17 protein-coding genes and 1 tRNA gene are annotated in these 19,689 nt (G+C 62.4%); 13 read left to right on the top strand and 5 right to left on the bottom strand.

The window, feature by feature from the left end; all coding sequences use genetic code 11:
• Positions 1-44: 44 nt before the first annotated feature.
• Together tgt and queA are read right to left on the bottom strand one after the other, a co-directional pair.
• Complete coding sequence (gene tgt / locus ACE3P2_RS04490) at positions 45-1,163, bottom strand: tRNA guanosine(34) transglycosylase Tgt (protein WP_374261516.1); 1,119 nt, start codon at positions 1,161-1,163, stop codon at positions 45-47.
• The gene (gene queA, locus ACE3P2_RS04485) at positions 1,160-2,188 is read right to left on the bottom strand and encodes a tRNA preQ1(34) S-adenosylmethionine ribosyltransferase-isomerase QueA (RefSeq protein WP_374261514.1); all 1,029 of its coding nucleotides are present in this window, start codon (positions 2,186-2,188) and stop codon (positions 1,160-1,162) included. Before queA ends, tgt begins: the two co-directional genes overlap by 4 nt.
• A 59-nt stretch (positions 2,189-2,247) precedes the next feature.
• Between queA and ACE3P2_RS04480 the strand changes: the two genes are divergently transcribed.
• Positions 2,248-2,332 (top strand) — tRNA-Leu (locus ACE3P2_RS04480).
• A gap of 144 nt (positions 2,333-2,476) precedes the next feature.
• The gene (locus ACE3P2_RS04475; protein ID WP_374261513.1) at positions 2,477-3,430 is read left to right on the top strand and encodes an alpha/beta hydrolase; all 954 of its coding nucleotides are present in this window, start codon (positions 2,477-2,479) and stop codon (positions 3,428-3,430) included.
• A 47-nt stretch (positions 3,431-3,477) separates the two neighbouring features.
• Here ACE3P2_RS04475 and ACE3P2_RS04470 read toward each other — a convergent pair whose 3' ends face one another.
• Positions 3,478-4,374 carry an adenylate/guanylate cyclase domain-containing protein gene (locus tag ACE3P2_RS04470; RefSeq protein ID WP_374261512.1) on the bottom strand — a complete coding sequence of 299 codons (897 nt, stop codon included), beginning with the start codon at positions 4,372-4,374 and terminating at the stop codon, positions 3,478-3,480.
• A gap of 259 nt (positions 4,375-4,633) precedes the next feature.
• Here ACE3P2_RS04470 and ACE3P2_RS04465 point away from each other — a divergent pair, with 259 nt between their 5' ends.
• Entirely contained in the window at positions 4,634-5,878 is a 1,245-nt protein-coding gene (locus ACE3P2_RS04465; RefSeq protein WP_374261510.1) for a nitronate monooxygenase, read from the top strand.
• A 52-nt stretch (positions 5,879-5,930) separates the two neighbouring features.
• On the opposite strand, the gene ACE3P2_RS04460 is transcribed toward ACE3P2_RS04465, so the two are convergent.
• Positions 5,931-6,920: a CoA ester lyase gene (locus tag ACE3P2_RS04460; RefSeq protein ID WP_374261508.1), complete on the bottom strand. Its 990-nt coding sequence runs from the start codon at positions 6,918-6,920 to the stop codon at positions 5,931-5,933.
• A 115-nt stretch (positions 6,921-7,035) separates the two neighbouring features.
• Complete coding sequence (locus tag ACE3P2_RS04455) at positions 7,036-8,028, bottom strand: malate dehydrogenase (protein ID WP_374261506.1); 993 nt, start codon at positions 8,026-8,028, stop codon at positions 7,036-7,038.
• Positions 8,029-8,256: 228 nt separating this feature from the next.
• Here ACE3P2_RS04455 and ACE3P2_RS04450 point away from each other — a divergent pair, with 228 nt between their 5' ends.
• The 10 genes from ACE3P2_RS04450 (at position 8,257) to lpdA (ending at position 19,651) form a co-directional block, all read left to right on the top strand.
• Positions 8,257-8,985, top strand: a complete 729-nt coding sequence (locus tag ACE3P2_RS04450; RefSeq protein ID WP_374261505.1) for a GntR family transcriptional regulator — start codon at positions 8,257-8,259, stop codon at positions 8,983-8,985.
• A gap of 119 nt (positions 8,986-9,104) precedes the next feature.
• A complete protein-coding gene (gene sdhC, locus ACE3P2_RS04445) occupies positions 9,105-9,494 on the top strand; it encodes a succinate dehydrogenase, cytochrome b556 subunit (RefSeq protein ID WP_374261503.1) in 390 nt (129 codons plus the stop codon).
• Positions 9,488-9,835 (top strand): succinate dehydrogenase, hydrophobic membrane anchor protein, encoded by a 348-nt coding sequence (sdhD, locus tag ACE3P2_RS04440; protein WP_374261501.1) that lies wholly within the window; start codon positions 9,488-9,490, stop codon positions 9,833-9,835. Before sdhC ends, sdhD begins: the two co-directional genes overlap by 7 nt.
• Positions 9,836-11,629 (top strand): succinate dehydrogenase flavoprotein subunit, encoded by a 1,794-nt coding sequence (sdhA, locus tag ACE3P2_RS04435; protein WP_374261499.1) that lies wholly within the window; start codon positions 9,836-9,838, stop codon positions 11,627-11,629.
• Positions 11,630-11,648: 19 nt separating this feature from the next.
• On the top strand, positions 11,649-12,362 hold the full coding sequence (locus ACE3P2_RS04430; RefSeq protein ID WP_374261497.1) for a succinate dehydrogenase iron-sulfur subunit: 714 nt from the start codon (positions 11,649-11,651) through the stop codon (positions 12,360-12,362).
• Entirely contained in the window at positions 12,359-12,595 is a 237-nt protein-coding gene (locus tag ACE3P2_RS04425) for a succinate dehydrogenase assembly factor 2 (protein WP_374261495.1), read from the top strand. Before ACE3P2_RS04430 ends, ACE3P2_RS04425 begins: the two co-directional genes overlap by 4 nt.
• Before the next feature lie 53 nt (positions 12,596-12,648).
• Entirely contained in the window at positions 12,649-13,944 is a 1,296-nt protein-coding gene (gltA, locus tag ACE3P2_RS04420) for a citrate synthase (protein WP_374261493.1), read from the top strand.
• Positions 13,945-14,105: 161 nt separating this feature from the next.
• The gene (locus ACE3P2_RS04415; RefSeq protein WP_374261491.1) at positions 14,106-16,931 is read left to right on the top strand and encodes a 2-oxoglutarate dehydrogenase E1 component; all 2,826 of its coding nucleotides are present in this window, start codon (positions 14,106-14,108) and stop codon (positions 16,929-16,931) included.
• 36 nt (positions 16,932-16,967) lie between these two features.
• Complete coding sequence (odhB, locus tag ACE3P2_RS04410) at positions 16,968-18,149, top strand: 2-oxoglutarate dehydrogenase complex dihydrolipoyllysine-residue succinyltransferase (RefSeq protein WP_374261489.1); 1,182 nt, start codon at positions 16,968-16,970, stop codon at positions 18,147-18,149.
• An 80-nt stretch (positions 18,150-18,229) separates the two neighbouring features.
• Positions 18,230-19,651, top strand: a complete 1,422-nt coding sequence (gene lpdA, locus ACE3P2_RS04405; RefSeq protein WP_374261487.1) for a dihydrolipoyl dehydrogenase — start codon at positions 18,230-18,232, stop codon at positions 19,649-19,651.
• Positions 19,652-19,689 lie beyond the last annotated feature (38 nt).

The raw sequence follows: 19,689 nt of genomic DNA, 5'->3' as shown, positions 1-19,689 counted from the left end.
CGGCAAGGTGTCGGCGGGCGAAGCAGCCCGCCCTTACATGACGCTTACTTGTCGCCGCCTTCGCCGGCACGCTCGCGGTGGAAGCGGGCGACGTAGTCGGCGAGGGTGCCGCTGGCGATGGCGTCGCGCAGCTCGCGCATCAGCTGCTGGTAGTAGTGCAGGTTGTGGATGGTGGCGAGTCGGGCACCGAGGATTTCGTTGAGGCGGTTGAGGTGGTGCAGGTAGCCCCGCGAGAAGTTGCGGCAGGTGTAGCAGTCGCAGGTTTCGTCGAGCGGGCGGGTGTCGGACTTGTGGCGGGCGTTGCGGATCTTCACGTCGCCGTGGCGGGTGAACAGCCAGCCGTTGCGGGCGTTGCGGGTGGGCATCACGCAGTCGAACATGTCGATGCCGGCCTGCACCGCGAAGACAATGTCCTCCGGCGTGCCGACGCCCATCAGGTAGCGGGGTTTTTCTTTGGGCAGGCGCGGCGCGGTGTGGTGGAGGATGCGCTGCATGTCGTCCTTGGGCTCGCCCACCGACAGCCCGCCGATGGCGTAGCCGTGGAAGCCGATCTCCTCGAGCCCGGCCAGCGATTCGTCGCGCAGGTTTTCAAACATGCCACCCTGGACGATGCCGAAGAGGGCGTTGTTGTTCTCGAGGCGGTCGAACTCGTCCCGCGAGCGGCGCGCCCAGCGCTGCGACAGGCGCATGGAATCGGCGGCCTCGGTGACGGTGGCGGGGTAGGGCGTGCACTCGTCGAAGATCATCACCACGTCGGAGTTGAGCACCTTCTGGATGCGCATGGATTCCTCGGGGGTGAGGAAAAGCTTGTCGCCATTGACCGGCGAGCTGAAGCGCACACCTTCCTCGGTGATCTTGCGCAGCGCGCCCAGCGAGAAGACCTGGAAGCCGCCGGAGTCGGTGAGGATCGGGCCGTCCCAGGCCATGAACTGGTGCAGGCCGCCGAAGGCTTCCATCACCTCGAGGCCCGGGCGCAGCCACAGGTGGAAGGTGTTGCCGAGGCAGATCTGGGCGCCGATGTCGCGCAGGTCCTGCGGCGAGATACCCTTGACCGAGCCGTAGGTGCCCACCGGCATGAAGGCGGGGGTGTCGACGGTGCCGTGGTTGAGGGTGAGGCGGCCCCGGCGGGCGCCGCCGTCGGTGGCGAGGAGTTCGTATTTCATGCGGGAGTCCGGGTCAGGAACATGGCGTCGCCGTAGCTGAAGAAGCGATAGCGCTCGGCGATGGCGTGGGCGTAGGCGCGGCGGATGGTATCGACGCCGGCGAGGGCGGAGACGAGCATCAGCAACGTGGATTTGGGCAGGTGGAAGTTGGTGATCAACGCGTCGGCCACGTTGAAGCGATAGCCGGGCAGGATGAAGAGGTCGCTCTCGGCCTGGCCGGCCTCGAGCCGACCACCCGCCGCGGCGGATTCGAGGGCGCGCATGCTGGTGGTGCCGACGCAGATCACCCGCTTTCCGGCGGCATGGGTGGCCGCGATGGCGTCCACGGTGTCCTGCGGGATCACGTAAGCCTCGGTGTGCATCTTGTGCTCGGCGAGGTGATGCACCCGCACCGGCTGGAAGGTGCCGGCACCGACGTTGAGCGTGACGAAGGCGCGGTTCACACCCTGCTCGGCCAGCCGCGCGAGCAGGGCTTCGTCGAAGTGCAGGCCGGCCGTGGGGGCCGCCACCGAGCCTGGGTGGCGCGCGTAAACGGTCTGGTAGCGGGATTCGTCGGCGTTGCCCGCGGCACGTTCGATGTAGGGCGGCAAGGGCAGGCGGCCGTGGCGTTCGAGCAGCACCACGAGGTCGTCGTCGCCCGGGAAGCGCAGGTGGAAAAACTCGCCCGCCCGGCCGAGGACCTCGGCTTCCAGGGCGCCCTCGAGGATGAGTCGGCTGCCCGCTTTGGGTGACTTGCTCGCGCGCACCTGGGCCAGCGCCTCGTGAGGGCCGAGCGGGCGTTCGATCATGACTTCGACCTGACCGCCGGTTTCCTTGACGCCGAAAAGGCGGGCGTGGATCACCCGCGTGTCGTTGAAGACGAGCAGGTCGCCCGGCTCGAGAAGGGTGGGCAGATCGGCGAACCGGAGATCGGCGAGCTGCGGTGCGACGTGGAGCAGCCGGCTGTCGGTGCGGCGGTCGAGGGGGGCCTGGGCGATGAGATCAGGAGGGAGCAGGTAGTCGAAGTCGTCGAGTGTCCAGGACATGGGCTGATGCAATGAGTTGATGCTAAAGGCGGTTTCGTAGATAATGTGCGGCTTCCCAGGCCGGGATGGCGGAATCGGTAGACGCAGCGGATTCAAAATCCGCCGCCGCAAGGTGTACGAGTTCGAGTCTCGTTCCCGGCACCAATAAAATCAATGGGTTAGAAAATTGTAGCAAAAAACGGGCTGATTTTCCGTTTTTATTGCGAAGCGATCCATTGAACGACTCAATCGAAATGAGTCCGGGCGCTCGCCCGGACTACGTTTTTTGTTGTCCCTCGATTTTCTCCTATGCCCCTCGATCCCAAAGCCCAGGCCCTGCTCGGCATGGTCTATCGCGTCGGTGCGCCGCGTTTTCACGAACTGGATACGCATCAGGCCCGGCGCTCCTTCGAAAAGCTTCAGGCTACGCTCGGTGCGGAACCGCAGCCGGTGTCGTCGATCACTGACGTGCCGATTCCCGGTGGGCATGGGCACGGCGGCGTGATCATGGCGCGTCTTTATCGCCCGCTGGCCGCCGGGCCGGACGAATGCTTGCCGCTGGCGTTCTATTTTCATGGCGGAGGGTGGTGCATCGGCGACATTCAGGGCTATGACAGCCTGTGTCGCGAGCTGGCCAATCACAGCGGTGCGGCGGTCCTGTCGGTCGACTACCGCCTGGCGCCGGAACATCCTTTTCCTGGGGCTGTCGAGGATGCCCTGCAGGCGGTGACATGGAGTCTCGCCAACGCCGGCTTGCTGGGTATCGATCCGGCGCGCTTCGCGCTGGTGGGGGATAGTGCGGGTGGCACCCTGAGTGCCGTCACTGCGCTCCATCTGCGCAACGTGAATGGTCCTCAGGCTTCGTTGCAGCTGCTGATCTACCCCTGCACCGACATCTTGAGTCAGCGCCCGTCCCGTCGCACCTATGCCGACGGTTATTTTCTGGATACCGAGAGTCTCGCCTGGTTCTTCGAGCGTTACCTGCCGGATCAGGACGACTGGCGGGACTGGCGTGCGTCGCCCTTACTGGCCGATCGCTTCGATGGCCTGCCGCCGGCGGCCTTCATCATCGCCGGCTGCGACCCGCTGGCCGACGACTGCAAGGCCTACGCGGAAGCGTTGGGTGCTGCAGGCGTGCCGGTGACGGTGCATGAATTCGAAGGCATGGTTCACGGCTTCTTCACGCTCGGGAAAATGTTCCCGCAGGCCGGCGAAGCCGTCGAGCGTGCCGGCATGGCACTGCGGGCGGCATTGCGGGGTTGAGGCGAGGCTGATCGAGCGGCGCCCCCGGGCGAGGTGCCCGATGGCGTTCAGATGCAGACGAAGTTAACCACCTGCGGGCTGCTCGAGCAGCTACGCCCGAGGGCGAACTGACCGCGACCGCGCAGGACGACTTCTTCGCGCGAGAGCAGGAATTCCCGCTCGCCTTCGATCTGAACAAAGGTGCCGTTGCTGCTGCGATCGATCAGCACGAACTTGTCGCCACGCAGCTCGATCTCGGCGTGCCGTCGGGACGATTGGGTGTCGCCCACGACCAGATCGGCCGCCGGATCGCGTCCAATGCGCGCGCTAGGGCGCATCGAGTTGAGGACCAGGGAGGTCGAGTCGAGGTAGAGCCGCAGTTCCGGTTCGGTGTCGAGCAGGAAGTGATCGCTCTGCACGATGGTGAGCTCGCCCACCGCCTCGCACATCAATTCGAAAAGCTCAACTGGTCGCGTCACGCCGCGGATGACCCGCGGAGGCAGCGGATGCAGCACCGAACGCCATTCCGGTCCGAGTCGCTTGGCGGTGTCGGCGGAGGTGATGGCCTTGCCCGGCGAGGCCAGTTCGGCCAGGCGGGCCGCGAAATTTACGGTGTCGCCAAAGACATCGGTACCGCTGAGGACGACGCCGCCGTACTGGAAGCCCATGCGTACGGCGAGTCGCTGCTGTTCGGGTCCGGTGGGCAGATCCTTGAGCGTCTGATGGATCGCCAGCGCCGCGTCGGCGGCGTTGTCGGCCTCGTTGAAGACCGCCATCAGGCCGTCGCCGGTGTGCTTGACGACGCGACCACGTTTGGTTTCGACGGCAATCCGCATGGCGCGGATGCTGCGGTCCACGAGCTCGAATGCAGACGTGTCGCCCACGCGCTGATACAGCTGCGTGCTACCGACCAGGTCGGCAAACAGGACAGCGCATTCTCTGGCGGGGTGGGGGGAATCCGACATCTGCTTATGGGTGGCTCTGGAGGCGTGATTCTAGCGGACTCTGTGATTTTTGCCGCAGAGGGGAAGGTAACAAATTTTCCCCGTTTCGCGGAGCCGCCCGTCGGTTTGTCGCTCACGGCGGTCGGGCTCGGCGATTTCTTTGAGCTTCGTTGATTTAAACAGCGGCAAGCCGCCTCGCTCAGTGGGATAATATTCTATTCGGTCACTTTCGGTTGGTGGTTTCCCGAGTGGCTCTTTACGTTTGTCCGGAAGGAGTTTCATGAAACGAGTTGATGATTTCCGCCTGCGCTTCGGTAAGCAAGAGCTGGTACCCATCGTTGTCGGCGGCATGGGGGTTGATATCTCCACTGCGGATCTCGCATTGGAAGCAGCGCGCCTTGGCGGGGTTGGTCACATCTCGGACGCAATGGTCAAGACGGTTACTGACCGCCGTTTCAACACCAAATACGTCAAAGAGAAACTCAAGCTCTACAAGTACAACGTTGCCAACCCCGACAAATCGGAAGTGCAGTTCGATCTCGGTCAGCTGGCCGAGGCGACGGCCTTGCATGTCGGCAAGACGATGGAGGCCAAGCGCGGCCCGGGCATGATCTTCGTCAACTGCATGGAAAAGCTGACGATGAACGCCCCGAAGGAAACCCTGCGCGTGCGTCTGGCGAGCGCGCTCGATGCGGGAGCGGACGGCATCACGCTGGCGGCAGGTCTGCATCTGGGCTCGTTCGCGTTGATCGAAGACCATCCGCGTTTCCGCGACGCCAAGCTCGGCATCATCGTGTCGTCGCTGCGGGCGCTGCAGTTGTTCCTGCGCAAGAGTGCGCGCACCAACCGCCTGCCCGATTATGTCGTCGTCGAAGGTCCGCTTGCGGGCGGTCACCTTGGCTTCGGCATGGACTGGGCGCAGTACGATCTGGCGACGATCGTGGCCGAGATTCGGGCCTGGCTGATCGCCGAGAAACTCGACATTCCGCTGATTCCGGCTGGTGGCATCTTCACGGGCAGCGATGCCGCGGCCTTCCTGGAGAGCGGCGCGGCGGCGGTTCAGGTGGCCACGCGGTTTACCGTCACCAAGGAATGTGGTCTGCCCGAGAAGGTTCAGCAGGAATACTTCAAGGCGAGCGAAGAGAACATCATCGTCAATCAGATTTCGCCGACCGGCTACCCGATGCGGATGCTCACGAATAGCCCCGCCATCGGGTCGGGCATCCGGCCGAACTGCGAGGCATACGGCTATCTGCTCGACGCCAACGGCAGTTGCGCTTACATCCAGGCCTATAACCGCGAGGTGGCCGCCCATCCGGACGCCAAGCGTGTTTCGGTGATGGACAAGACCTGTCTCTGCACGCACATGCGCAACTTCGACTGCTGGACCTGCGGCCACTATACCTATCGCCTCAAGGACACCACGACGAAGGCGGAAGATGGCAGCTACCGGATTCTCAGTGCCGAGCATGTCTTCAAGGATTACCAGTTCAGCACCGACAACAAGATCGCGTTGCCAGTCTGAACGCCTGTTCCGCATTCAAAAAAGCCCGGCTGCGTGCCGGGCTTTTTTGTGGTCAGAAGAAGCGGTGGAGAGCTTCGGCGGGAAGGGTCATGCCGGTGCTGCGCGCGCGTTTCAGGAGTTCCCAGTAATAGCGGTAGGAGGCGCGGTCGTGCAGTTTGCCGGCGTGCTGGATCGGCCCCCAAGCCTTGTCCTGGGCGGCGATCAGAATGCTGGCGGCTTCCTCGACCTCCGTGAAATCAGGGCGCATCGCCTCGATGATCGGCACGATCTGATTGGGGTGAATGCTCCACATGCGCAGGTAGCCGAATTCCTTGCGTGCCCGCTCCGCGTCGTGGCGAATGTAGTCGATGTCCTTCAGTTCGGTGGTGACGTTGTGAGAGGGCACGACGCCGTTGGCCAGGGCGGCGGCGGCGATGTCGCATTTGGCGCGGGTGACGAGCGGGTGCTCGAACTGGCCTGGGCTCTTCATTGCTGAGCCCGGAATGGCGCCATGGTGACCGCTGACGAAGTCCATCAGCCCGAAATCGAGGGATTCGACCCGATCCAGGGCTGCGATGTCCCAGGCGTCTCGAAGTGCCCCGTGGGTTTCGATGAGCACATGCACCGGAATTTCGCGTTCGATGCCGTGGCGCTCCTCGGCGCTGCGAATCGCCTCGATCTGGCGGGCGGCGTCGGCCACGCTTCGAGGCTTGGGCAGTGTGAGGAAGGCGAGGCGGGTGCCAGCCTGGCCGACGAGAATCTCGACGTCCTGCTCCCAGTGGGCATGGGTAACGTCGTGAATCCGCGCACCGACCCGGCCAAAGCGGTTGTCCTCCGACATGACGACGTCCGCGGCCATGGCTGCGTGCTCCGCTTCGGCGCCGGCGTGGGCACCATCTTCGCAGTCGCAGGTGATGTCGAAGACCGGGCCGAGCGTGTGCTGCAGGGCGAGGGCCTTGCGCATCAGTTTTTCGCTGCCGGCGTAGTGGTCGACGGCGGGGAGGGCGGGGAAGGGCTTTTCACCCTGGAAAAGTACGTGGTCGGGATGGGGCAGAGCGGACATGGTCACTTCTCGGATGGTTCGGGCAAGCAGTGGAGGGTAGCAAAAACGACCGGAAATAAAAAACGCGGGAGCATCGCTGCTCCCGCGTTCGGGATTGCCTGAAGGCCGTACTTGCTTAGGCCAGCAGATCCTTGACGCCGTCACGCTCCTCGAGGAGTTCGTTCAGGGTGTGGGTCATGCGCTCACGGGAGAATTCGTCGATTTCCAGGCCCTGGACGATCTTGTACTCGCCGTTTTCGGTGGTGACCGGGAAGCCGTAGATGATGCCTTCCGGGATGCCGTAGGAGCCGTCGGACGGGATGCCCATGGTGACCCACTCGCCGTTGGAGCCGAGCACCCAGTCACGGATGTGATCGATGGCGGCATTGGCAGCGGAGGCTGCGGACGACAGCCCGCGCGCTTCGATGATCGCGGCGCCGCGCTTGCCCACGGTCGGCAGGAACACGTCGCGGTTCCAGGCTTCGTCGTTGATCAGGTTCTTGACGTTGTCGCCATTGGAGGTCACGGCGCGGTAGTCGGCGTACATCGTGGGGGAGTGGTTGCCCCAGACGACCAGGTTCTTGAGGCTCGAGACTTCACGGCCGGACTTCGAGGCCAGTTGCGACAGGGCGCGGTTGTGGTCCAGGCGCAGCATGCCGGTGAAGTTCTTGGCCTGGACGCGGCCGTACTTGACGGCGATTTCCTTGGCGATGTAAGCGTTGGTGTTGCAGGGATTGCCGACGACCAGCACCTTGACGTTCGGATCGGCGTACTGGCCGATGGCGGCGCCCTGAACGGTGAAGATCTTGGCGTTTTCGGTCAGCAGATCCTTGCGCTCCATGCCGGGGCCGCGCGGGCGGGCGCCGACCAGCAGGCAGACCTGCGCGTCCTTGAAGGCGACATTGGGGTCGTCGGTGGCGATCATGCCGGCCAGCAGCGGGAAGGCACAGTCTTCCAGTTCCATCATGACGCCCTTGACCGCCTTCTGAGCCTGCGGCAGGTCGAGCAGCTGAAGGATGACGGGTTGGTCCTTGCCCAGCATTTCGCCACTGGCGATGCGGAACAGGAGGCTGTAACCGATCTGGCCGGCGGCGCCGGTGACTGCGACACGAACGGGGGCTTTTGCCATTGTTGAAACTCCCTCTAACAAAGAAAGTGGTGTTGGAACGATTCGCTGCTGATTTGCGCCGCCAGCAAGTCGCCGCAATGCGGGTCGTGCGTCGGAGCTGGAACGGTTGCCCGTCAACATTTGAATCGTAGGAGCATTTTGAAGGGCTGTCAATTCAATGTCTTATATCTTATATAAGATATAAGACTGCTTATGGACTGTCTTTCGAAAGTGTGTTCAAATACCCGGATGCGACACGATTCGCCCACCTTCAGTCCTCTGTACCGTCAGATCAAGAATCTGATGCTCAACGCTTTGGAGTCCGGCGAGTGGCGTCCGGGGCAGGCAATTCCCAGCGAGCAGGAACTTGCCCTTCGATTCAACGTAAGTCAAGGGACCGTTCGCAAGGCCATCGACGAGATGGCGGCCGAGAACTTGCTCGTTCGCAAGCAGGGCAAGGGCACCTATGTCGCGTCCCATAACGATCCCCGAGCATTGTTCCGGTTTTTGCGCCTCGTTCCGATGGATGGCGATCTGGCGCATCCGCAGAGCATTCCCCTCGATTGCTGGAAAGCCAAGGCTGGCAACGAGGCGGCGCGCATGCTCGGTATCGAACTCGGCGCTCCGGTCACTATCCTGCGTCGTCTGCTACGTTTTTCCGGCAGGCCGGTTGTGGTTGACGAAATCTATTTGCCAGGTGAAATCTTTCAGGGCCTCACCATGGAGGTGCTGCAGGGTTCGCAGGGGTCGCTTTACGGGCTGTTTGAAAGCCGTTTTGGTGTGCGCATGATTCGTGCCGAGGAGCGGATTCGCGCCGTGGCGGCGGACCGCATGACCAGCGAAACGCTTGGGGTCTCCGAAGGTGTTCCCTTGCTGTCCGTGGAGCGGGTGACCTATACCTACGGGGATCGCCCGGTCGAATGGCGGCGGGGGCTTTATTCGACCGCGGACCACTATTATCTTAATGAACTGAATTGAAGTGCTTGAATTGATGGGATCGCCCGGCCTGTCAGTGGATGGTAAGGGTATATACTTATAATTTTGTTTGTGTGGGAAATGAGCGGCCTTCGGGTTGCTATTAGTTAGAGGGAAATCTTATGACAGAGGTGATTTTGAAGAAGCAGCGCCCGAAGCATCTGGCGCTGAACGAGATCAGGCTCCCGCTTCCCGGGAAGGTCTCGATTCTGCATCGAGTAAGTGGCGCGGGGCTGTTCCTGATGCTGCCCGTGCTGCTCGCGCTGTTTGGCGCCAGCGTGGGTTCTCCGGAGTCCTATGCGGATTTCACTAAGGTTGTCGGCAACCCCCTCGTCAAGCTCATTTTGAGCGGTCTGGTCTGGGCGTACTTGCACCATTTCTGTGCCGGTATTCGATTCCTGCTGCTCGACGTGCATGTCGGTGTCGATAAGGAATCGGCGGTCAAGAGTGCTCGCCTGGTTCTGATCGTCAGTCTCATCCTCACTGCTCTTCTGGTGTCCAAACTATGGTAAAGCCCGTCATTGTTGGTGCTCACTACGGTTTTCGCGACTGGCTGGCTCAGCGCGTCACGGCCGTCGTGATGGCAATCTACACCCTCGTTTTCGCCTTCTGCGTGCTCACCATGCCCGACGCTTCCTTCGAAAGCTGGCGTGCGGTGTTCAGTGGTGGGTTCATGAAGTTCGCGACCTTCCTGTTCTTCATGTCTTTGTTCTTCCATGCCTGGATCGGCGTGCGTGACATCTTCATGGATTACATCAAGCCGACGGGCATCCGTCTGGCGCTGCATTCGATCGTTGCCCTGCTGCTCATCGGTTACGCCGGTTGGGCTGCTCAGATTCTCTGGAGGCTGTAAGTGAAAGTCGCTAAGCATACTTTTGACGCGGTTATCGTCGGTGCCGGTGGCGCCGGTCTGCGGGCGGCGCTGCAGCTCTCGGAGGCTGGCCTGAAGACGGCCGTCCTGACCAAGGTGTTCCCGACCCGCTCGCACACTGTGGCGGCACAAGGTGGCGTCGCGGCCTCGCTGGGCAACTCCACCGAGGATAACTGGCACTGGCACATGTACGACACCGTCAAGGGGTCGGACTGGCTGGGTGATCAGGATGCGATCGAGTTCATGGTCAAGAAGGCCAACGAAGTCGTCGTCGAGCTCGAGCACTACGGCATGCCGTTTGACCGTACCGACAACGGCAAGATCTATCAGCGTCCGTTCGGCGGTCACTCGCAGAATTACGGCCAGACTCCGGTGTCCCGCTCCTGTGCGGCCGCCGACCGTACCGGCCACGCGATGCTGCACGCGTTGTACCAGCGCAATGTGCGTGCCAACACCCAGTTCTTCGTCGAATGGATGGCGATGGACCTGATCCGCAATGCGGATGGCGACGTGCTCGGCGTGACCGCGATGGAAATGGAGACCGGTGAGGTTTCGATCTTCCACGCCAAGGCCACGATCTTCGCCACCGGCGGTGCCGGTCGCATCTATTACAGTTCCACCAACGCCTTCATCAACACCGGTGACGGTGTCGGCATGGCGGCCCGTGCCGGCATCCCGCTCGAGGACATGGAGTTCTGGCAGTTCCACCCGACCGGCGTGGCCGGTGCGGGCGTGCTGATCACCGAAGGCGTGCGTGGCGAAGGCGGCATCCTGCGCAACTCGTCCGGTGAGCGTTTCATGGAGCGCTATGCGCCGAACCTGAAGGATCTGGCTTCCCGCGACGTCGTGTCCCGTTCGATGGTTACCGAGATCAACGAAGGCCGTGGTTGCGGTTCCGAGAAAGATCACGTTCTCCTCGATATCACCCACCTGTCTCCCGAGACCATCATGAAGCGCCTGCCCGGCATTCGTGAAATCTCGATCCAGTTCGCCGGCGTCGATCCGATCAAGGCGCCGATTCCGGTCGTCCCGACCTGCCACTATCAGATGGGCGGCATCCCGACCAACTACAAGGGTCAGGTCGTCGTTCCGAAGGATGGCAACCCGAACGTGCCGGTGGCCGGTTTCTATGCCGCGGGCGAATGTGCGTGCGCTTCGGTGCACGGCGCGAACCGCCTCGGTACCAACTCGCTGCTCGATCTGCTGGTGTTCGGCAAGTCTGCCGGCGAAACCGTCGTGTCCGACTTCAAGTCTGGCCAGCTGACGCTCAAGCCGCTGCCGGACGACGCTGCTGACGTGTCCCTGGCGCGTATCGCCCGCCTCGAAACCCAGACCAACGGCGTCGAAGTCAACGACGTGCGTCTGGACATGCAGCGCACGATGCAGAAGCACGCCGGCGTGTTCCGTTTTGCGGACATGCTCAAGGAAGGCGTCGAGAAGATCCTCGAGGTGGCCGAGCGCGCCAAGCACACCCAGATCAAGGACAAGTCCAAGGTCTGGAACACTGCCCGCACCGAGGCCCTCGAACTCGACAACCTGATCGAAGTTGCCAAGGCGACCATGATCTCTGCCGAGGCCCGCAAGGAATCCCGTGGCGCCCACGTGCGCGACGATGCGATCGATTGTGCCGAGACCCCCAACGGCCGTGACGACAAGAACTGGCTCAAGCACACGTTGTGGTACAGCGAGGGCAACCGCCTCGACTACAAGCCGGTCAACCTTCAGCCGATGTCCGCCGACGTCGAGCCGATCGCGCTGGCCAAGCGTACCTACTGAGCGTTCCGGAGAATAGAAGATGAGCAGCAAGCGAACCGTACAGTTCAAGATCTACCGCTACAATCCGGACAAGGACGACAAGCCGTACATGCAGGACATCTCCGTCGAACTCGAAGAGTCCGACAAGAAGCTCCTCGACGCGCTGGTCCGCCTGAAGGCCAAGGACGATACCCTGTCCTTCCGTCGCTCCTGCCGAGAAGGTGTGTGTGGCTCTGACGCCATGAACATCAACGGCAAGAACGGTCTGGCCTGCCTGACCAGCATTGACGAACTGGCCCAGCCTATCACCATTCGCCCGCTGCCCGGCCTGCCGGTCATCCGCGATGTGATCGTCGACATGACCCAGTTCTTCAAGCAGTACCACTCGATCAAGCCGTACCTCATCAACAACGAACCGGCGCCCGAGCGCGAGCGGCTGCAGACCCCGGAAGATCGCGAGGAGCTCAACGGTCTTTACGAGTGCATCCTGTGCGCCTGCTGCTCCACGAGCTGCCCGTCGTTCTGGTGGAATCCGGACAAGTTCGTCGGTCCTGCCGGTCTTCTGGCCGCTTATCGCTTCCTGGCCGACACGCGCGACCAGGCGACCAGCGAGCGTCTGGACAACCTTGAAGATCCGTACCGTCTGTTCCGTTGCCACTCCATCATGAACTGCGTCGATGTCTGCCCGAAGGGTCTCAACCCGACCAAGGCGATCGGCAAGATCAAGGACATGATGGTCCGTCGCGCGGTATGACGCTCAATCGGGGGCGTGTGCGCTGGCAGTGCCGTCGGGCTCTCCTTGAGCTCGATCTGGTGTTCACGCGCTTCCTGGAACGGCACTTCGACCGTCTGGACGACGGTCAGCTGGCCGATTTGGATGACCTGCTGCGTGTTGAAGACCATGACCTCTGGGCCATGGTCAACGGCAGTCAGCCGGTCACCAATGAGCGCTGGAAGAAAATGGTGGATCTGCTGCGGGCCGACTGACTGCAGATCCACCGGTGGGAGTTGGAGTTTCAACAGGGAAAAGGGACCAAAATATGACCACGCAACGTACTGCTACACTGACCGTAGATGGCAAGGGCTTTGATTTTCCGATTATGTCGGGGACTCATGGCAATGATGTGATCGATATCCGCACGCTCGGCGGAAAGACCGGCTACTTCACGTATGACTCCGGTTTCCTGTCCACGGCCAGTTGCCAGTCCAAGGTCACCTATATCGACGGTGACAAGGGCGAGCTGCTCTATCGTGGTTATCCGATCGAGCAACTGGCCGAAAACTGCAACTTCCTCGAAGTCACCTACCTGCTGAAGAACGGCGAACTGCCGAACGCCGCGCAGAAGACCGATTTCGAAAACACCATCAAGCGTCACACGATGGTGCACGAGCAGCTGTCCAAGTTCTACTCCGGCTTCCGCCGCGATGCGCACCCGATGGCCGTCATGACCGGTGTGGTCGGCGCGCTGTCCGCGTTCTACCACGATGCGATGGACTTCTCGGACGCAGAGCACCGCAATGTCAGCTTCAACCGTCTGGTCGCCAAGCTCCCGACGATCGTCGCGATGGCGTACAAGTACAATACCGGCATGCCGTTCATGTATCCGGACAACGAGCTGGACTACACCGCGAACTTCATGCGCATGATGTTCGGCAATCCGTGCGAGAAGTATGTCCCGAACCCGGTGCTGGTGCGCGCGCTCGACGTCATTTTCACCCTGCACGCCGATCACGAGCAGAACGCCTCCACCTCCACCGTCCGTCTGGCCGGCTCCTCCGGTGCCAACCCGTTCGCCTGTATCGCCGCTGGCATCGCCTGCCTGTGGGGCCCGGCCCACGGTGGTGCGAACGAAGCCTGCCTGAAGATGCTGGAAGAGATCGGTGACGTGTCCCGCGTCGGCGAATACATCAATCGCGCCAAGGACAAGAACGACAGCTTCAAGCTGATGGGCTTCGGCCATCGCGTCTACAAGAACTTCGATCCGCGCGCCAAGCTGATGCGCAAGGTTTGCTACGACGTGCTGACCGAGCTGGGTCTGGAGAACGATCGTCTCTTCAAGCTCGCCATGGAACTCGAGAAGATCGCCCTCGAAGATCCGTACTTCGTCGAGAAGAAGCTCTACCCGAACGTCGACTTCTACTCCGGCATCGTGCAGAAGGCGCTCGGCATCCCGACCGAAATGTTCACCTGCATCTTCGCGCTGGCGCGTACCGTCGGCTGGATGACTCAATGGGAAGAAATGATCACCGATCCGGAATACAAGATCGGTCGTCCGCGCCAGCTGTACATCGGCGCCGCCCGCCGCGACGTTCCGCCGCTGTCCCAGCGCGGCTAAGTAATACCCGGAAGGGGAGGGGAAGAACGAGAGGCGAATGCGGGATGGTCGGTTAGTGCTTGGCCATCCCGCATCGTTTCGACAAAACAAAAGATCAGGGATTCTCCCCACCGCACGAACACTCAAAAGACAAGAGACAAGACAAAGCCAGGTGGTCGCCCATGATGAAAAAGCTTTTTGAGAGCTCCCAACTGTTCGGCAGCAACGCGCCGTTCATCGAGGAACTTTACGAGAACTATCTCGATAACCCCGATTCCGTCTCCGACGAGTGGCGGAGCTATTTTGATGCCATGCAGAACACCCCGGGCAACGGCCGGGATGTCGCGCATTACCCGATCATCAACGCCTTTGCCGACATGGCGAAGCGTGGCCCCGTCCGTACCGTGGTGGCCTCGGGCGGCGACCAGAAGCAGGTCAGCGTCCTGCAGCTGATCAATGCACACCGTTTCCTCGGCACCCGCTGGGCTCAGCTCGATCCGCTCAAGCGCACCGAGCGTCCGGAGATCCACGAGCTCGAACTCTCCCATTACGGCTTCACCGAAGCGGACCTCAACGAGACCTTCAATACGGGTTCGTTCCATGGTCTTCCGGGCGACCGCGCGACCCTGCGGGAGATCCTCGACGCCGTTCGCCAGACCTACTGCGGCTCGATCGGCGCCGAGTACATGTACATGACGGACATCGGCGAGAAGCGCTGGATTCAGGCCCGTCTCGAACCGAACCGCGGGCGTCCGTCCTTCGACGCCCAGAAGCAGCGCCGCATCCTCGAGCGCCTGACGGCCGCCGAGACCATGGAGCGTTACCTGCATACCAAGTATGTCGGTCAGAAGCGTTTCTCGCTCGAAGGGGGTGAGAGCACCATCGTCGCCATGGACGAGCTGATCCGCGTGGCCGGCAGCAAGGGCGTCCAGGAAATCGTGATCGGCATGGCCCACCGCGGCCGTCTCAACGTGCTGGTGAACACCCTCGGCAAGTCGCCGAGCATGTTGTTCTCGGAATTCGAAGGCAAGGCCGTTTCCGATCTGTCGGCCGGCGACGTGAAGTACCACATGGGCTTCTCGAGCGACGTGATGACTGCCGGCGGTCCGGTTCACCTCACCCTGGCCTTCAACCCGTCCCACCTCGAAATCGTCAACCCGGTGGTCGAGGGTTCCGTCTATGCCCGTCAGACCCGTCGCGGCGAAAACGGCAAGGCGCAGGTGGTTCCGGTCATCATCCACGGCGACGCCGCGGTGGCTGGTCAGGGCGTTAATCAGGAAATGCTCAACTTCGCGCAGACCCGCGGCTACGGCACGGGTGGCACGATCCACATCGTGGTGAACAACCAGATCGGCTTCACCACCTCCGATCCGCGCGACTACCGTTCTTCGCTGTACTGCACGGACATCTTCAAGATGGCCGAAGCGCCGATCTTCCACGTCAACGGCGACGATCCGGAGGCCGTTGCCTTCGTGATGGGCTTGGCGGTCGAATATCGTCAGGAATTCAAGAAGGACGTGGTCGTCGACATCGTGTGCTACCGCAAGCTTGGTCACAACGAGGCCGACGAGCCGATGGTGACCCAGCCGCTGATGTACAAGAAGATCGCCAAGCACCCTGGCACCCGCAAGCTGTACGCGGAGAAGCTGGTTGCCCAGGGCGTCTGCAATGCCGACGAGCCGGAACAGTTCATCAAGGATTACCGCGCCGCCCTCGACAAGGGCGAGCTGCTGACCAATCCGGTGCTGTCCGACTTCAAGCGCCAGTTCTCCCAGGACTGGGGCCCTTACGCCAACAAGAAGTACACCGACAAGTGCGACAGCAAGGTGCCGATGGCGGAGCTCAAGCGCCTGTCCAAGGGCCTGACGACCACGCCGGAAGGCTTCGTGCTGCATCCCCGCGTCCAGAAGATCATCGACGATCGCAAGGCGATGGGTGAAGGCAAGCTGGCCCTCGACTGGGGCATGGGCGAGAACCTCGCCTACGCCAGCCTGCTGGTGCAGGGCTTCGGCGTCCGCATCTCCGGTGAAGACGTCGGCCGTGGCACCTTCTTCCACCGTCACGCTGCGCTGCACGACCAGAACCGCGACCAGTGGCACGACGGCACCTACTACCCGCTGCAGAACATCCGTGAAGGTCAGGCTCCGTTCTACTGCTACGACTCCGTGCTGTCCGAAGAGGCCGTGCTGGCCTTCGAATACGGCTACGCCTCTGCCGAGCCGAACCAGCTCGTGATCTGGGAAGCCCAGTTCGGCGACTTCGCCAACGGCGCCCAGGTGGTGATGGACCAGTTCATCAGCTCCGGCGAAGCCAAGTGGGGGCGCCAGTGCGGTCTCGTGATGATGCTGCCGCATGGCTACGAAGGTCAGGGTCCGGAGCACTCTTCCGCCCGTATCGAGCGCTACATGCAGCTTTGCGCCGAGATGAACATGGAAGTGTGCATCCCGTCCGGCCCGGCCCAGATCTTCCACCTGCTGCGTCGTCAGGCGCTGCGCAAGCTGCGCAAGCCGCTGGTGATCATCACGCCGAAGTCGCTGCTGCGTCACAAGGACGCGGTGTCCTCCCTCGAGGATCTGTCCAAGGGTACCTTCCAGACCGTCATCGGCGAAGTCGACGAGCTCGATGCCAAGAAGGTCAAGCGTGTCCTGCTGTGTTCCGGCAAGATTTACTACGAGCTGCTGGCTCACCGTCGTGCCAACAACATCGACGACATCGCGATCGTCCGCATGGAACAGCTCTACCCGTTCCCGGCAGAGGCCTTTGCGGCCGAGGTGAACCGCTATCCGAACGCGAAGGAAGTCGTCTGGGTTCAGGAAGAGCCGCGCAACCAGGGCGTCTGGTACTGGCTGGCTTCCCGTCACCACCTGGACAGCAACCTCGGCGCGGACCACAAGTTCCTGCTGGTGGCCCGTCCGGCAGCGGCATCGCCTGCGGTCGGTTACTACGCCAAGCACAACGCGCAACAAAAGGCAGTCATCGAAAATGCATTCGGCGAAATCAAGGCCTGATGCAATCCACGCCGAACTGAACACAAGGGAGAAAACATGCTGATCGAAGTCAAAGTGCCGCAACTGTCCGAGTCCGTTTCCGAAGCCACGCTGGTCAGCTGGCACAAGAAGGAAGGCGACGCCGTTTCCCGTGACGAGAACCTGATCGACATCGAGACCGACAAGGTCGTGCTGGAGACCCCGGCGCCGGCTGACGGCGTGTTGGTCAAGCTCGTCAAGAATGGTGGCGACTCCGTCACCTCCGGCGAGGTCATTGCCACCATCGATACCGAAGCCAAGGCTGCAGCCGGTGCGCCCGCCGCTGCCGCCGCGCCGGCTGCTGCTCCGGCACCCGCCGCTGCCGCCGCACCGGTGTCCGCCGCCAGCCCGTCCGCACGCAAGATCCTCGACGAGAAGGGCATCGCTGCCGCCGACGTGGCCGGTTCCGGCCGCGGTGGCCGCGTGACCAAGGAAGATGCCGTCGCCGCTCAGCCGAAGGCTGCCGCGGCTGCACCGGCCGTGGCCGTTCCATCCGGCGATCGCGTCGAGCAACGCGTGCCGATGACCCGTCTGCGCGCCCGCATCGCCGAGCGTCTGATCCAGTCGAAGAACGAAAACGCCATCCTCACCACCTTCAACGAGGTGAACATGGCGCCGGTCATGGCCCTGCGCAAGCAGTACGCCGAGAAGTTCGAGAAGGCGCACGGTGTGCGTCTGGGCTTCATGGGTTTCTTCGTCAAGGCTGCGGTTGCCGCCCTTAAGAAGTTCCCGATCCTGAACGCCTCCGTCGATGGCAACGACATCGTCTACCACGGCTACATCGACATCGGCATCGCCGTGGGCTCGCCCCGTGGCCTTGTCGTGCCCATCCTGCGGGACGTGGATCAGATGTCCATCGCCGACATCGAGAAGAAGATCGCCGAATACGGCCAGAAGGCCAAGGACGGCAAGATCTCCATCGAAGAGCTGACCGGCGGTACCTTCTCGATCTCCAACGGCGGTGTGTTCGGTTCGATGATGTCCACCCCGATCATCAACCCGCCGCAGTCCGCGATTCTCGGCATCCATGCCACCAAGGATCGCGCCGTGGTCGAGAACGGTCAGGTTGTGGTTCGCCCGATCAACTACCTCGCCATGTCCTACGACCACCGCATCATTGACGGCCGCGAAGCCGTCCTCGGCCTGGTGGCCATGAAGGAAGCCATGGAAGATCCGGCCCGTCTGCTGCTGGACGTATAAGCTGATTGAACCGAGGCACGGCTGCGGCGGGGGACTGTCGCAGCCGTGCCTTGTTCCAATTCGAAAGAGGAAGAATAAACATGGCGAAGCAATTTGACGTTCTGGTCATCGGCGGTGGTCCCGGTGGCTACGTGGCCGCGATCCGCGCCGCGCAACTCGGTTTCAACACGGCCTGTGCCGAATCGAATCCCTACGCCGATCCGAAGGGCGAGCCCCGTCTGGGCGGCACCTGCCTGAACGTGGGCTGCATTCCGTCCAAGGCGCTGCTGCATACCTCGCACCTGTTCGAGGAAGCTGGCCACGCCTTCGAGGAGCAGGGCATCAGCGTCGGCACGCCGAAGATCGACGTGCCCAAGATGATCGCCCGCAAGGCAAAGGTCGTCGACCAGCTCACCAGCGGCATCAAGGGGCTGTTCAAGAAGAACAAGGTTACCTTCCTGGCTGGCCACGGCAGTTTCGTGGGGCAGGGCGGTGCCGGCTGGCAGGTCAAGGTTGGCGACGAGGTTGTCGAAGCCAAGCAGGTCATCGTTGCGACGGGTTCGTCCGCGCGTCATCTGCCGGGCATTCCGGTCGATAACAAGCTGATCTGCGACAACATCGGCGCCCTCGACATCGACGCGGTGCCGAAGCGTCTGGGCCTCATCGGGTCCGGCGTCATCGGCCTCGAGATGGGCTCGGTGTGGAGCCGTCTGGGGGCCGAGGTGACGATCCTCGAAGCGATGGACTCTTTCCTGGCCGCCGCCGATCAGGACGTGGCCAAGGAAGCGCTCAAGCTGTTCACCAAGCAGGGGCTCGACATCAAACTGTCGGTGAAGGTTGGTAAGGTCACCGCCGGCAAGAAGTCGGTCACCGTCGAATACGAGACCAAGGATGGCGCTCAGAAGGCCGAGTTCGACCGCCTGATCGTCTCCGTCGGCCGTGTGCCGAACACCGCCGGCCTGAACGCCGAAGCGGTGGGCCTCAAGGTCGACGGCCGTGGTTTCATCGAGGTCGACGGTCACTGCAAGACCAACCTGCCGGGCGTGTGGGCGGTGGGTGACGTGGTGCGCGGCCCGATGCTGGCCCACAAGGCGATGGAAGAGGGCGTGATGGTCGCCGAGCTGATGGCGGGCCAGGCCGGTCACTGCAACTTCGACACCATCCCGTGGGTGATCTACACCAACCCGGAGATCGCCTGGGTCGGCAAGACCGAGCAGCAGCTCAAGGCCGAAGGCGTCGAGTACCGTGTCGGCAAGATTCCGTTCCTGGCCAACGGCCGTGCCCTGGGTGCCGGTAACCCGGCGGGTTTCGTCAAGATGATCGCCGATGCCAAGACCGACCGTATCCTCGGCGTGCATATCATCGGTGCCAACGCCTCCGAGCTGATCGGCGAGGCCGTCGTGACGATGGAATTCGCCGGTGCGTCGGAAGACCTCGCCCGCATCTGCCATGCTCACCCGACCCTGTCGGAAGTGGTGCACGAAGCAGCGCTGGCGGTGGACAAGCGTCCGCTGCACTTCTGATGAAGGGGCCGGCCTTTGGGCCGGCCAGCCTTCAGCCG

Source organism: Zoogloea sp. (genome assembly GCF_041911615.1).
Lineage (GTDB): Bacteria > Pseudomonadota > Gammaproteobacteria > Burkholderiales > Rhodocyclaceae > Zoogloea.
The sequence above is the reverse complement of the archived record's forward strand: the minus strand, read 5'-3'. Positions and strand labels throughout refer to the sequence as shown.

Excerpts from the sequence above, each read along its gene's own strand:
- tgt (WP_374261516.1), bottom strand. The coding sequence starts at position 1,163 with ATGAAATACGAACTCCTCGCCACCGACGGCGGCGCCCGCCGGGGCCGC.
- queA (WP_374261514.1), bottom strand. The coding sequence starts at position 2,188 with ATGTCCTGGACACTCGACGACTTCGACTACCTGCTCCCTCCTGATCTC.
- ACE3P2_RS04475 (WP_374261513.1), top strand. The coding sequence starts at position 2,477 with ATGCCCCTCGATCCCAAAGCCCAGGCCCTGCTCGGCATGGTCTATCGC.
- ACE3P2_RS04470 (WP_374261512.1), bottom strand. The coding sequence starts at position 4,374 with ATGTCGGATTCCCCCCACCCCGCCAGAGAATGCGCTGTCCTGTTTGCC.
- ACE3P2_RS04465 (WP_374261510.1), top strand. The coding sequence starts at position 4,634 with ATGAAACGAGTTGATGATTTCCGCCTGCGCTTCGGTAAGCAAGAGCTG.
- ACE3P2_RS04460 (WP_374261508.1), bottom strand. The coding sequence starts at position 6,920 with ATGTCCGCTCTGCCCCATCCCGACCACGTACTTTTCCAGGGTGAAAAG.
- ACE3P2_RS04455 (WP_374261506.1), bottom strand. The coding sequence starts at position 8,028 with ATGGCAAAAGCCCCCGTTCGTGTCGCAGTCACCGGCGCCGCCGGCCAG.
- ACE3P2_RS04450 (WP_374261505.1), top strand. The coding sequence starts at position 8,257 with ATGCGACACGATTCGCCCACCTTCAGTCCTCTGTACCGTCAGATCAAG.
- sdhC (WP_374261503.1), top strand. The coding sequence starts at position 9,105 with ATGACAGAGGTGATTTTGAAGAAGCAGCGCCCGAAGCATCTGGCGCTG.
- sdhD (WP_374261501.1), top strand. The coding sequence starts at position 9,488 with ATGGTAAAGCCCGTCATTGTTGGTGCTCACTACGGTTTTCGCGACTGG.
- ACE3P2_RS04430 (WP_374261497.1), top strand. The coding sequence starts at position 11,649 with ATGAGCAGCAAGCGAACCGTACAGTTCAAGATCTACCGCTACAATCCG.
- ACE3P2_RS04425 (WP_374261495.1), top strand. The coding sequence starts at position 12,359 with ATGACGCTCAATCGGGGGCGTGTGCGCTGGCAGTGCCGTCGGGCTCTC.
- gltA (WP_374261493.1), top strand. The coding sequence starts at position 12,649 with ATGACCACGCAACGTACTGCTACACTGACCGTAGATGGCAAGGGCTTT.
- ACE3P2_RS04415 (WP_374261491.1), top strand. The coding sequence starts at position 14,106 with ATGATGAAAAAGCTTTTTGAGAGCTCCCAACTGTTCGGCAGCAACGCG.
- odhB (WP_374261489.1), top strand. The coding sequence starts at position 16,968 with ATGCTGATCGAAGTCAAAGTGCCGCAACTGTCCGAGTCCGTTTCCGAA.
- lpdA (WP_374261487.1), top strand. The coding sequence starts at position 18,230 with ATGGCGAAGCAATTTGACGTTCTGGTCATCGGCGGTGGTCCCGGTGGC.